The organism is uncultured Sphingomonas sp., assembly GCF_936927845.1.
GTDB lineage: Bacteria > Pseudomonadota > Alphaproteobacteria > Sphingomonadales > Sphingomonadaceae > Sphingomonas.
Map to the genome: position 1 here is coordinate 11,833 of NZ_CAKZHV010000055.1, position 12,779 is coordinate 24,611.

Annotated in this window: 11 protein-coding genes; 1 reads left to right on the plus strand and 10 read right to left on the minus strand. The window is 66.7% G+C overall.

The features are described 5' to 3' along the window. The first annotated feature begins 54 nt into the window (after window positions 1-54). Window positions 55-2,361 carry a hypothetical protein gene (locus Q0579_RS07485; RefSeq protein ID WP_298810738.1) on the plus strand — a complete coding sequence of 769 codons (2,307 nt, stop codon included), beginning with the start codon at window positions 55-57 and terminating at the stop codon, window positions 2,359-2,361. A 225-nt stretch (window positions 2,362-2,586) separates the two neighbouring features. Here the strand turns inward: Q0579_RS07485 and Q0579_RS07490 are convergent, their stop codons facing one another. The 10 genes from Q0579_RS07490 to nuoI form a co-directional block, all read right to left on the minus strand. Further along, window positions 2,587-2,862: a DUF1467 family protein gene (locus Q0579_RS07490; RefSeq protein WP_298810739.1), complete on the minus strand. Its 276-nt coding sequence runs from the start codon at window positions 2,860-2,862 to the stop codon at window positions 2,587-2,589. 6 nt (window positions 2,863-2,868) lie between these two features. Then, entirely contained in the window at window positions 2,869-4,509 is a 1,641-nt protein-coding gene (locus Q0579_RS07495) for a ribonuclease J (RefSeq protein ID WP_298810740.1), read from the minus strand. Between the two features lie 97 nt (window positions 4,510-4,606). Continuing rightward, entirely contained in the window at window positions 4,607-5,398 is a 792-nt protein-coding gene (locus tag Q0579_RS07500; RefSeq protein ID WP_298810741.1) for a type III pantothenate kinase, read from the minus strand. 15 nt (window positions 5,399-5,413) lie between these two features. Continuing rightward, window positions 5,414-6,166 carry a biotin--[acetyl-CoA-carboxylase] ligase gene (locus tag Q0579_RS07505; protein ID WP_366522279.1) on the minus strand — a complete coding sequence of 251 codons (753 nt, stop codon included), beginning with the start codon at window positions 6,164-6,166 and terminating at the stop codon, window positions 5,414-5,416. Further along, complete coding sequence (gene nuoN, locus Q0579_RS07510) at window positions 6,133-7,593, minus strand: NADH-quinone oxidoreductase subunit NuoN (RefSeq protein WP_298810742.1); 1,461 nt, start codon at window positions 7,591-7,593, stop codon at window positions 6,133-6,135. Before nuoN ends, Q0579_RS07505 begins: the two co-directional genes overlap by 34 nt. Further along, entirely contained in the window at window positions 7,593-9,146 is a 1,554-nt protein-coding gene (locus Q0579_RS07515; protein WP_298810743.1) for an NADH-quinone oxidoreductase subunit M, read from the minus strand. The genes nuoN and Q0579_RS07515 overlap by 1 nt, the downstream gene beginning before the upstream one ends. 10 nt (window positions 9,147-9,156) lie before the next feature. Then, complete coding sequence (nuoL, locus tag Q0579_RS07520) at window positions 9,157-11,289, minus strand: NADH-quinone oxidoreductase subunit L (protein ID WP_298810744.1); 2,133 nt, start codon at window positions 11,287-11,289, stop codon at window positions 9,157-9,159. Window positions 11,290-11,296: 7 nt separating this feature from the next. Then, window positions 11,297-11,611, minus strand: a complete 315-nt coding sequence (nuoK, locus tag Q0579_RS07525; protein ID WP_037523803.1) for an NADH-quinone oxidoreductase subunit NuoK — start codon at window positions 11,609-11,611, stop codon at window positions 11,297-11,299. 8 nt (window positions 11,612-11,619) lie between these two features. Continuing rightward, entirely contained in the window at window positions 11,620-12,231 is a 612-nt protein-coding gene (locus Q0579_RS07530; RefSeq protein ID WP_298810745.1) for an NADH-quinone oxidoreductase subunit J, read from the minus strand. Window positions 12,232-12,292: 61 nt separating this feature from the next. Further along, a complete protein-coding gene (gene nuoI, locus Q0579_RS07535; RefSeq protein WP_298810746.1) occupies window positions 12,293-12,778 on the minus strand; it encodes an NADH-quinone oxidoreductase subunit NuoI in 486 nt (161 codons plus the stop codon). Between the last annotated feature and the right edge of the window lies 1 nt (window position 12,779).

A 12,779-nucleotide genomic window follows, 5' to 3' on the forward strand; every position in this document is an offset into this window, starting at 1 on the left:
ACGCTCCGTCGCGAACCGCTTTCGCGCCGCCACAAACGTGGTAAGCCGGTCGTCATGAACGGGGGGCCGTCAATCGTCGGGATACGCGTGTCCGAAGACATGCAGCAGCGTGTCGGGCTCGGGATCGAGCACGAGGCGCCATCGGAGTCGCACGCGGACGCGAGCTGGAGCCCGCCGCCCGCGCTGATTGCCGAACCGGGGATCGAGCCCGAGCCCAGCTGGCGCGTGCTGATGCCGTGGCTGCTCATCACCTTCGCGATCGCCTGGATCGTCGCGATGGTCGCGCTCGCCTGGGGGCACGTGACCGCACCTCTCGAGGTCGTGCAGATCGCCGCTGCCGCGCTGCTCGGCCCGCTGTTCGCCGGCGTCGCCTGGTTACTGGCGATGCGCACCAGCCGCGCCGAGGCGCATCGTTTCGGTGCAAGCGCGCATGCGATGCGCGAGGAAGCCGCGGCGCTCGAATCGACTGTTGGCGCACTCGGGCTCGTGATCGACCAGCAACGCGCGCAGCTGGCCGAACAGGTGCGGATGCTGGCGGCGACGGGCGACGCCGCTACCGCACGGCTGGCCGCGATCGGCCGCGGCTTGTCGGAGGAGATCGACCAAGCCGACGTCCACGCGCGCGCACTCGCCGACGCGGCCAGCCACGCGCAGTCGAGCCTGTCGACGCTGCTGAACGGCCTGCCGACCGCGCAGGCGGAGACGCGGGCGCTGACCCAATCGATCGAGCAGGCCGGGCTTGCCGCGGGCGAGCGGGCCGCTGCGCTCGACGCGCAGATCGCGGCGCTGATCGCGCGTGGACGCGAGGCCGAGACGGTCGCGGGCGGCGCGGCAGAGAAGCTCGCCGCACACATTCGCCGGATGGAGGCGACCAGCGAGACGGCGGGGGCGCGGCTCGAATCGGTCACCTCCGATGCTGCGGGCGCGGTCGACGCGCTACTCGATCGCACTGCGACCGCGATCGACCAATCGCGCAAGGGGATTGCGGCGCAGGGCGAAGCGATGCTGGCGCTGATCGGCACCAGTCAGGTCGCGCTTGATCAGGCCGCGCGCGAAAGTGCCGAAGCGCTTACGCAGCGGATCGAGCTGGTCGAGATGGTTATCGAACGGATCGCGCGTCGGCTCGACGCGCAGCGCGGCGTCGGCGAAGAATTATTCACCGCGCTGGAGGACAGTCTCGCGCGCAACGAGCGCCGGATCGAGGCGCTGCACTTGAGCGGCACCGAGCGTTCGCAGCAGCTCGCCGCCTCGATCAGTGCGCTGACCAGTTCGGCCGAGGCAATGGGCGACGCGCTTCAATTGGGCGACGCGCTTGCCACGCGCACGATCGCGACAACCGAGACGCTGCTGACCGCGCTCGACGCTGCGGCGCGCGAGATCGACGAAACGCTGCCCGAGGCGATCGACCGGCTCGATCAGCGTATCTCGGCCAGCCAGTCGGTGGTCGTCGCCGCGCGCCCCGAATTGCTGGCGCTCGTCACCGCCGCGGAGAGCACGCACGATGCGATCGAGGCGATCGCACAGGTCATTGCCGAACAACGCCGCAGCGTCGACGCGCTGACCGGCACGTTGCTCGACGCGCTCACCACCGGCCGGGCCAAGGCCGACGCAATCGGCCACACCGTCGGCGAGGCGACTGAGCGCGCGCACCGGCTCGCCGAGGAGGCTGCGCCACGATTGATCGAGGCACTACTGCGCGTTCGCGACACCGCGGCCAACGTCGCCGATCATGCGCGCGACACGCTGGCGCACGTCATTCCCGAGGCTGCCGAGGCATTGCAGGCGGCGAGCAACGACGCGCTCCACCGCGCGGTGACCAACGGCGTCGAGGCGCAGATCGCGCAGGTTTCCGCGGTCGCCGAAACGGCGGTCGAGGCCGCCGCGCGCGCGACGCAGCGGCTTGAGCAGCAGATCGCGGTGATCGACGCCGCGGCGGCGCGCGTCGACACGCGGTTGGCGGAGGAGCAGCAGCACCGCGACCGGGTCGAGCAGGACAGCTTCGCACGCCGCGCCTCTTTGCTGATCGAACAGCTCAATTCCGCGTCGATCGACCTGACCCGCACGCTCGCACCCGACGTATCGGACAGCGCATGGGCGGCGTATCTGAAGGGGGATCGCGGCGTCTTCACCCGCCGCGCTGTACGCCTGCTCGACGCCGCCGAGCAGCGCGACATCGCGCGGCTCTACGACGACGAGCTCGCCTTCCGCGAGCAGGTCAACCGCTACATCCACGATTTCGAGGCGATGCTGCGCACCATCCTTACCCAACGCGACTCGTCACCGCTGGGAGTGACGCTGCTGTCATCGGACATGGGCAAGCTCTACGTCGCGCTCGCGCAGGCGATCGAGCGGCTGCGCTGAGGCTGTCTACCGTCGCGCGGCGCGACTGAGCGTAACCGGTCGCTACGTCGCGAGAGCTTCCGGGCGAACCAAGCCGCCATCACTCGTCTGAACGAGTGTCGTTATTACCTCTGCCTTGTTCCTCGATGTCGAGAGGCAGCGGAGTTCCGGAGCAAGTCCAAGACGACGAGCGTGCGATGGCAAGGATGTGCTCAAAACGGCACAACATCGCCGTCTTGAGCCGCCTCACACCACGTTGGCAGCGTCGGCGTAGTCGAGCGTCTGCGTGTTTACCCAGCCGAACTCGTAATTCGCCATGAAGAGCGCGAACAGGATCGTCGCCACGATCGTGGTGCGCACAACGACCCGCTTAAGCGAAAATTCGTGCGGTGAACTCTCCGCAGTGCCGGGCACGTGCTCGGCCCCCGCCTCCGCCGAGGTTTTCACCCCGAAGGGGAGGACGAGAAACACCGAGAACGACCAGAACAGGACGTAGATCGCCAGCATCGAGGTCCAGCGCATCGTGCGTCAGACCTGGACGACGACCACGTCGATGACCGGCTTCTTGCCGGTCCAGCGCGTCGCAACGCGGCGCACCGCGAGGCGGACCTGCTCGCGCAGCTTCTCGCGATCGCGCGGGGCACCGCGCATCGCCTCGGCTGCGGCGGCGATGGCATCGTCGAGGAAGGCATCCCGCTCCTCCTCGACCGGGACGCCCTGGACGCGCACGTCGGGGGTGCCGCCCGCTCGGCCGTTGCGGTCGACCGCGATCCCGACCGAGAGCTGACCGTTGACGGCGATGCGGCGGCGTTCGTTGATCGTGCTGCCGTTCGACGGCAGGATCACGTCGCCGTCGAGAACGAGCCGGCCGACGGGGGCATTCCCGATCTTCTCCGGCCCGTTCGGTGCCAGCCGCACGATATCGCCGTCGGTCTGCACCAGCGCGCGGGGGATGCCGTTCGACAGGCCAAAGCGCGCCTGCTCCTTCAGGTGGCGCATCTCGCCGTGCACGGGGATCAGCGCCTTGGGACGCATCCACTCGTACATCGACTTGAGCTCGGGGCGGCCGGGGTGACCGGAGACGTGGACGTGCGCCTGCTTCTCGGTCACCATCTCGACACCCTTGGCGGCGAGCTGGTTCTGGATGCGGCCGATTGCGACCTCGTTGCCGGGAATCTGCTTCGACGAGAAGATCACGGTGTCGCCCTCGTCGAGCTTGATCGGGTGCGTGCCCTCGGCGACGCGCGCGAGCGCCGCGCGCGGCTCACCCTGCCCGCCGGTCGCGATCACCAGCACCTTGTTGCGCGGCAGCCGCATCGCGGTTTCCGCGTCGATCAGATTGGGCAGGTCCTTCAGATAACCCGTCGCCTGCGCGACGCGGATGATGCGGTCGAGCGAGCGGCCCGCGACCGCCAGCTTGCGCCCGGTCTCCTCCGCCACCTTGCCGAGCGTCGCGATACGCGCGGCATTCGACGCGAACGAGGTGACGAGGACGCGGCCCTTGGCCTTCGCCACCGTCTCGGCGATGCCGCGGCGCACGTCCGCCTCGCTGCCCGACGCCTCGGCGTTGAACACGTTGGTCGAGTCGCAGACGAGCACGTCGATGCCCTTGTCACCGATCGCGCACAGTTCCTCGGGCGTCGAGGGCTTGCCGATCAGCGGCTTGGCGTCGAGCTTCCAGTCGCCGGTGTGGAACACCCGCGCGGCCTTGGTTTCGATCACGAGGCCATTCGCCTCGGGGATCGAATGCGCGAGCGGGACCATCGTGAACTTGAACGGGCCGACGTCGAACGGCTTGTTCGCGTCGACCAGCTTGATCTTGACGCGATCCTGGATCCGCTCTTCCTCGAGCTTGCCGCGGATCAGCCCGGCGGTGAACGGCGTCGCGTAGAGCGGCACCCCCAGATCCTCGGCCAAGTACGGCAGCGCGCCGATGTGATCCTCGTGCCCGTGGGTCAGGACGAGCCCGACCAGATTGTCGATCTGTTCCTCGATGAAGCGCAGGTCGGGCAGGATCACGTCGATGCCGGGGAAGCCCGCGTCGGCGAAGGTCACGCCGCAATCGACCATCACCCATTTGCCGGCGTGGCCGTAGAGGTTGACGTTCATCCCGATCTCGCCCGATCCGCCGAGCGCGCAGAAAAGTAGTTCGTTGTTCTTCGGTGTCATTCTTGTCCTTTGCACGCCACTCCGCTGCGACGCGTGGTCGAACGGTAGCGGCGCGATGTTCGCTGTTTTCCGGGTAGCGGCCCCGGCGCCGATCTCGTCAATGGATATGGGCGCGTTGCCACATGATCGCCAGCCCCTGGATCGTCAGGTCGGGCTCGATCGCGTCGAATACGCTCGTGTGCCGCTCGAACAGCGTGGCAAGCCCGCCGGTCGCGATCACCTTGACCGGGCGGCCGACCTCGGCCTTCATCCGCGCGACCAGCCCCTCGATCATCGCGATATAGCCCCAGTAGATGCCGATGTTCATCTGATCGACGGTGTTGCGCCCGATGACGCTGTTGACCGCGGGTGCCTCGATCGCGATCCGCGGCAGCTTGGCGGCGGCGGCGACCAGCGCGTCGAGCGACAGGTTGATGCCGGGCGCGATGATCCCGCCCTTGTAGGCGCCGCCATAGTCGGAGAAGTCGAGCGTGGTCGCGGTACCGAAATCGATCACGATCAGGTCGCCGGCGTGGAGCGCGTGCGCCGCGATCGTGTTGACGGCGCGGTCCGCGCCGAGCGAGGCGGGCTCGTCGACGTCGATCGACACGCCCCATTCGAGCGGCGCGCGCCCCGCGATCAGCGCCTCACCGCCGAAATACTTGCTCGCGAGCACCTGGAGATTGTGGAGCGCGCGCGGCACGACCGTCGAGATGACCACCGCCGATACCTGTTCGCGCGCATAGCCTTCGAGCGCGAGCAACTGGCTGAGCCACACCGCATATTCGTCCGCGGTCCGGCGGGGATCAGTCGCGATCCGCCAGCGCGCCTTGATCTCGCGTGCCTCGGCCGTCACCTCGACCAGCGCGAAGACGACGTTGGTGTTGCCGGCATCGATCGCGAGCAGCATCGCTTCCCTTCCCTTTTAGACCAGGAATATGTCGCCGGCGTGGATGACACGGCTGTCGCCGTCGTCCAAGCAAAGCCGCAACGCGCCTTGCGCGTCGAGCCCGTCGAACACGCCGGCAAGCTCCCCACCTTCGGGCAGACGCACGCGCAGTGACGTGCCCGGTGGGTGGGCGCGCTCGCTCCAGCGTTCGATGATCGGCGCCAGCCCCTGCGTGCGCCAGAGCGTTAGCCAGGCGGCGGTCAGCGCGGCGAGGCGATCGGTGAATGCGGCCACGTCAACGGTCGCGCCCTCGGCATGGAGGCTGGTGGTCGCACGGTCGGGAAGGTCGGGATGGTGCGCGATGTTGACGCCGATCCCGATCACGACGTGGTCGCCGGCGCGTTCGAGCAGGATGCCCGAAACCTTGGCGCCCGCGATCAGCAGGTCGTTGGGCCATTTGATCGCCAGCTTGCGCCGCGCGGGCTCGGGCAGCACCCCCGCGATCGCTTCCTCGAGCGCGACCGCCGCGACCAGCGCAAGGCTGGGCGCGGGCGGATCGTCGGCGCGCAGCGTGACGATCGTGCTCGCGTACAGATTGCCCGCGGGCGATGCCCAGTCGCGCCCGAGCCGTCCGCGCCCGGCGAGCTGCCGGTCGCTGCGCAACCACACGCCCTCGCCCGCGCTGCCCGCCGCCGCCAGTTCGAGCAGGTCGGCGTTGGTCGAACCCGTCTCCGCGACGGCGAGGATGCGAGGGGTCAGAACAGCGCCCGTGCCGCGGCCAGCGTCCAGCCCGACAGCAGCGGGATGGCGAGGTAGCCGAGTGGCGAGACGATCACCGCCGCGACCGCGATCAACCCGCCTTCGAGCGCATCACCGCGCCCGAACTCGGCGACGGGTTCGTCAAAGTACATCGTCTTGATGACGCGTAGGTAGTAATAAGCGCCGATCACACTGAATGCGATGCCGAAGACCGCGAGTGGGAACAGCCCCGCCTGCACCGCGGCGTAAAACACCTCGAACTTCGCGTAGAAACCGAACAGCGGCGGGATGCCGGCAAGGCTGAACATGAAGATCGCGAGCGCGGCGGCGAGCCCCGGGCGCGTGCGCGACAGGCCCGACAGGCTCGCGATCGTCTCGACCGGCTGCCCCTCGTGGTCGCGCATCTGCAGCACGACGAGGAAGCTGCCCAGCGTCATCGCGATGTAGATCGCCATGTAGTTGAGCACCGAGGCGACGCCATCCGGCGTGCCCGCGGCAAGGCCGATCAGCGCAAAGCCGACGTTGTTGATCGACGAATAAGCGAGCAGTCGCTTGATGTTCTGCTGGCCGATCGCCGCGACCGCACCGAGCAGGATCGAGGCGAGTGCGGCGAAGATCACGATCTGGCGCCACTGCCCCTCGGCCGGGCCCATCGCCTCGACCGCGACGCGGACGCCGAGTGCGACCGACGCGACCTTGGGTGCAGAGGCGAAGAACGCGGTCACCGGGGTCGGTGCGCCCTCGTACACGTCGGGGGTCCACATGTGGAACGGCACCGCCGACATCTTGAACGCGAGCCCGGCGAAGACGAACACGAGCCCGAACAGCAGCCCGTACGACTTCGCATCACCCGTCAGCGGCGTCGCGGCATAGGCGCCCGCGATCTCGTTGAACATCGTCGAACCGGTGAAGCCGTAGACGAGGCTGATGCCGTAAAGGAGGATGCCCGAAGCGAGCGCGCCGAGGACGAAATACTTGAGCCCCGCCTCTGCCGAACGCGCGTCCTGCCGCATGAAGCTGGCGAGGACGTAGGCCGACAGGCTCTGCAATTCGAGCCCGACATAGAGCGTCAGCAGGTCGGCCGCCGAAACCATCATCCCCATGCCCGCGGCGGACAACAGGATTAGCACCGGATATTCAGGCCGCAGATTGTCGCCCGCGGTGCGCGCGAAGAAGTCAGGCGCCATCACGATCGCGACCGCGGCGGCGATGAAGATCAAGACCTTGGCGAAACCGGCAAAGCCGTCGGCGCGATAAAGACCGCCGAACGCCTCTCCACCCGAGGTCGCCGGGCCGACGAGCGCGATCAGCGCCCCCGCGAGCACCGCAACCGCGGCCCAGGACACCGCCTTGGTCGACGCCGGGCCACCCCAGGCGGCGACGAGCATCAGCACGATGCTGCCGACCGCGAGGATCACCTCGGGCAGCGTCATCGCGAGCTGGGAAGCATAGTCCATCAGTGCGCCTCCCCGGACGCCGGATTGTCGTGAGCAGGTTCGGCATGCGCCGACGGAATGATGCCGGTGCCGCGCGTCGGCTTGCTGTCGCCCGCCGGCTGCGCACGGTTGATGCGCGCCAGCAGCACCTGCGTGTCCTTGCGCATCGGCGCGAGAAAGCTTTCGGGATAGACGCCCATCCACAGCACTACCGCAGCGATAGGCGCGAGCAGCCACAGCTCGCGGCCCGACAGGTCGGACATCGCACGGACCTCATCCGACTTGATCTCACCGAAGACGACACGGCGGTACAGGTACAACATGTACGCCGCACCCAGGATGATGCCGGTGGTGCACAGCAGCGCGGTCCAGGTCGACACCTGATACGCGCCCATGAGGCTCAGGATCTCACCGACGAAGTTGCTGGTGCCCGGCAGGCCGATCGACGCCATCGTGAACAGCAGGAAGAACAACGCGTAGCGCGGCATGTTGATCGCGAGGCCGCCGTAGCGCGCGATCTCGCGCGTGTGAAGCCGATCGTAGATCACGCCGACGCACAGGAACAGCGCACCCGACACCAGGCCGTGGCCAAGCATCACCATCATCGCGCCCTCGATCCCCTGCGCGTTGAACGCGAACAGGCCGATCGTCACGATCGCCATGTGCGCGACCGACGAATAAGCGATCAGCTTCTTCATGTCGGCCTGCACCAGCGCGACGAGGCTGGTGTAGATCACCGCCACCGCCGACAGACCGAAGATCAACGGCGTCAGTTGCGCCGAGGCTTCGGGGAACATCGGCAGGCTGAAACGCAGGAAACCGTAGCCGCCGAGCTTCAGCAGCACGCCCGCGAGGATCACCGAACCCGCGGTCGGCGCCTGGACGTGCGCGTCGGGCAGCCAAGTGTGGACCGGCCACATCGGCATCTTGACCGCGAACGACGCGAAGAAGGCCAGCCACAGCCACGTCTGTACGTGCACCGGGAAATCGTACGCCATCAGCACGGGGATGCTGGTCGTGTTCGCGGTGATGCTCATGTACAGCATCGCGATGAACATCAGCAGCGAGCCAAGCAGCGTGTACAGGAAGAACTTGTACGACGCGTAAATGCGGTTCGCCCCACCCCAGATGCCGATGATCAGGAACATCGGGATCAGGCCGGCTTCGAAGAAGATGTAGAACAGGAATATGTCCTGCGCCGCGAAGGTGCCGATCATCAGCACTTCGGTGAACAGGAACGCCGACATATATTCGGGCACGCGCTTCTCGATCGCGTACCAGCTGGCGCCGATGCAGATCGGCATCAGGAACACGCTGAGCGCGATCAGCAACAGTGCGTAGCCGTCGATACCGAGCGCCCAGCCGAAACGCCCGAACAGCGGCGCATTCTCGACGAACTGCCACTGCGCGCCGCCGACGTCGAAGTTGAGCCACAGCACGACGCCGAGCGCCAGATTGACGAGCGTCGCGGCGAGCGCGGTCACCCGCGCGGCCTGAGCCGACAGGAACAGGCACGCGACGGCGGCGATCGCCGGCACCGCGAGCATGACTGACAGGATGGGGAAGCCGTTCATCGTGCCGCCCTCAACCCGCGATCGCCCAGGTGACCGCGGCGGTCAGCCCGATCAGCATAACAAAAGCATAGGTATAAACATATCCCGTCTGGACGCGCCCCGCCATGCGGCTGCCGACCTGCACCAGCCACGCCGATCCATTCGGACCGAAGCGGTCGATCGTCCCCTCGTCTCCCTTGTGCCAGAGCAGCCGCCCGATTGCGAACGCGGGCCGGACGAAGAGGAAGTCGTAGAGCTCGTCGATGTACCACTTGTTGAGCAGGAAGCGGTAGATCGGCTGGAACGTATCTGCGGTCTTCGCGGGCGTCTCGGGCGAGCGGATGTAGCTCAGCCACGCGATCAGCAGCCCCGTCAGCATCACGATCGTCGCCGACAACTGAACGAGCAGCGGAACCTGGTGCATCGAGTGCATCAGATGCTCGTTGAACGCGATCGCGCCCTTCCAGAACCGCTCGCCCGCGTCCGGCTCGATGAACCAGCCGTGGAAGGTAAAACCGGCCGCGACCGCGCCGACCGACAGGACGATCAGCGGGATCAGCATCGGCAACGGGCTCTCGTGCGGGTGATAGCCACCGGTGCCGACCGGAATCTCGTTGAAGCCGCGCGTCTCGACGTGCGGCGTGTGGCCGGCGTCCTCGTGCGCGACGTCGCCGTGATGATGCTCGGCCTGCTTGCCGTGCTCGTGCACCTCGTGATCGGCGGCATGCGGGTGATCGCCCACGCGATCGTGACCGTGCGCGTGCGCGTCGTGGATCGCGTGCTGGATATGCTCCGACGCGGCCCAGCGCGGCTTGCCCCAGAAGGTCAGGAACATCAGCCGCCACGAATAGAAGCTCGTCAGCAGCGCGGCGAACACGCCGACCATCGATGCGACCGGCGATCCCGCCGCCCAGCTCACCTCGATGATCGCATCCTTCGAGTGATAGCCCGCGAACCCGCCGATGCCGTAGATGCCGACGCCGGTGATCGCGAGCGTGCCGAGCAGCATTGCCCAGAACGTGACCGGGATCTCCTTTCGCAGGCCGCCGTAGTAACGCATGTCCTGCTCGTGGTGCATCGCGTGGATCACCGAGCCCGCACCCAGGAACAGCAGTGCCTTGAAGAAGGCGTGCGTGAACAGGTGGAACATCGCCGCGCCGTACGCACCGACGCCGGCTGCAAAGAACATGTAACCGAGCTGCGAGCAGGTCGAATAAGCGATCACGCGCTTGATGTCGGTCTGCGTCGTGCCGATCGTCGCTGCGAACAGGCAGGTCGCGGCACCGATGAAGGTGACAAAGCCAAGCGCGGTTGGGCTCGTCTCGAACATTGGCGAGAGACGGCACACCATGAACACGCCCGCGGTCACCATCGTCGCGGCGTGGATCAGCGCCGACACCGGGGTCGGCCCCTCCATCGCGTCGGGCAGCCAAGTGTGAAGGCCGAGCTGCGCCGACTTGCCCATCGCACCGACGAACAGCAACAGGCACAGCACCGTCATCGTGTCGGCGCGGAACCACAGGAAGCCGATCGTCGAGCCCGCCATCGACGGCGCCGCCGCCAGAATTGCCGGGATCGAGACCGTATTGAAGACGAGATAGGTGCCGAAGATGCCGAGCATGAAGCCCAGATCACCGACGCGGTTGACGACGAACGCCTTGATCGCGGCGGCATTGGCGCTCGGCTTACGGAACCAGAAACCGATCAGCAGGTAGCTGGCGAGGCCCACGCCTTCCCAGCCGAAGAACATCTGGATCAGATTGTCGGCAGTCACGAGCATCAGCATCGCAAAGGTGAACAGGCACAAATAGGCGAAGAAGCGCGGCTGATCCGGGTCCTCCGCCATGTAACCCCAGGAATAGAGGTGCACGAGCGCGGACACGCTGGTGATCACGACCAGCATGACCGCGGTCAGCGCGTCGACGCGCAGCGCCCATGACACGTCAAACGTGCCCGAGGTGATGAAGTGGAGAACGGGCGTGACGCTCGCGCTCGCGCTGCCGCTCAGGAAGCCGATGAAGATCGGCCACGACAGCAGGCACGATACGAACAGCGCGCCCGTCGTGATGACCTTCGCCGGGACCACGCCGAGCGAGCGGTTACCCAGCCCAGCAATGGCCGCCGCGACGAGCGGCAGGAATACGATGAAGAGGATCGAATGCACGGACGTCTTACCCCTTCATCCGGCTGGGATCGTCGACCGAGATCGACCCGCGACCGCGGAAGAAGATGACCAGGATGGCGAGGCCGATCGCGGCCTCACCCGCCGCCACCGTCAGCACGAACATCGCGAACACCTGACCCACGAGGTCGTGGAGCGCGGCCGAGAAGGCGACCAAATTGATGTTCACCGCCAGCAGGATCAGCTCGATCGCCATCAGGATGACGATGATATTCTTGCGGTTGAGGAAGATGCCGAGCACCCCCATCGTGAACAGCAGCGCCGCCACGACCAGATAATGGACGAGGCCGACGCCGCCCGCGATGTCACCGCTCACAATTGCACTCCCTGCCCAATCTCGGGCCGCACGTTGCGCGTCGCGTCCTGCGGACGGCGTGCATTCTGCCGCGCGATGTTCTGATAACGCGACCCCGATCGCTCGCGGTGCGTCAGCACGATCGCGCCAATCATCGCAACAAGCAGCACCAGCCCTGCGCCCTCGAAGATGAACAGGTAACGCGTGTAGAGCAGATGTCCGATCGCCTCGATGTTGGGCATCGTGTTGCTCGTCGGCGCGGCACGGCGAGCGAGGTCGATTCCGCCCGCGCTCCACGCACCAACGCCGATCAGGATTTCCGCCACCAGCGCGACCGCGAGCAGCAGCCCGAGTGCCGCGTAGCGCACGAACCCTGCCCTCAACTCCGCGAAATCGATGTCGAGCATCATGACGACGAACAGGAACAGCACCGCGACCGCGCCGACATAGACGATGACGAGCAGCATCGCGATGAACTCCGCCCCCACCAGCACCATCAGACCGGCGGCGTTGAAGAACGCGAGGATCAGCCACAGCACGGAATGGACCGGGTTGCGCGAGAGAATCGTCATGGCGCCCGAGAGCAGCACGACGAACGCGAACAGGTAAAAGGCGAGCGCCTGGATCACGATATTCTACGAGCCCCTTTGGTGCCTGTCTGATGCGGCGGCTTCGGTCTTGGCCGCGCGCTTAACGGTACGGCGCGTCGGCGGCAAGGTTCGCCGCGATCGCGCGCTCCCACCGGTCGCCGTTGTCGAGCAGCTTTGCCTTGTCGTAGATCAATTCTTCGCGCGTCTCTGTCGAGAAATCGAGGTTCGGGCCCTCGACGATCGCATCGACCGGGCATGCTTCCTGGCACAGGCCGCAGTAGATGCACTTGGTCATGTCGATGTCGTAGCGCGTCGTGCGGCGACTGCCGTCGTCGCGCGGTTCAGCCTCGATTGTGATCGCCAGCGCCGGGCACACTGCTTCGCACAGCTTGCACGCGATGCAGCGCTCCTCACCGTTCGGGTAACGGCGCAGCGCATGCTCGCCGCGGAATCGCGGGCTGAGCGGGTTCTTCTCGTACGGATAGTTGATCGTCGCTTTGGGCTTAAAGAAATACTTCAGCGTGAGGGCGTGCGCCTTCACGAACTCCCACAGCGTGAACGACTTGATCGTCTGCGCGACACTCATC

What these genes read in the sequence shown, in the direction of transcription:
- Q0579_RS07485 (WP_298810738.1), top strand. Translation starts at nt 55, where the DNA reads ATGAACGGGGGGCCGTCAATCGTCGGGATACGCGTGTCCGAAGACATG.
- Q0579_RS07490 (WP_298810739.1), bottom strand. Translation starts at nt 2,862, where the DNA reads ATGCGCTGGACCTCGATGCTGGCGATCTACGTCCTGTTCTGGTCGTTC.
- Q0579_RS07495 (WP_298810740.1), bottom strand. Translation starts at nt 4,509, where the DNA reads ATGACACCGAAGAACAACGAACTACTTTTCTGCGCGCTCGGCGGATCG.
- Q0579_RS07500 (WP_298810741.1), bottom strand. Translation starts at nt 5,398, where the DNA reads ATGCTGCTCGCGATCGATGCCGGCAACACCAACGTCGTCTTCGCGCTG.
- nuoN (WP_298810742.1), bottom strand. Translation starts at nt 7,593, where the DNA reads ATGGACTATGCTTCCCAGCTCGCGATGACGCTGCCCGAGGTGATCCTC.
- Q0579_RS07515 (WP_298810743.1), bottom strand. Translation starts at nt 9,146, where the DNA reads ATGAACGGCTTCCCCATCCTGTCAGTCATGCTCGCGGTGCCGGCGATC.
- nuoI (WP_298810746.1), bottom strand. Translation starts at nt 12,778, where the DNA reads ATGAGTGTCGCGCAGACGATCAAGTCGTTCACGCTGTGGGAGTTCGTG.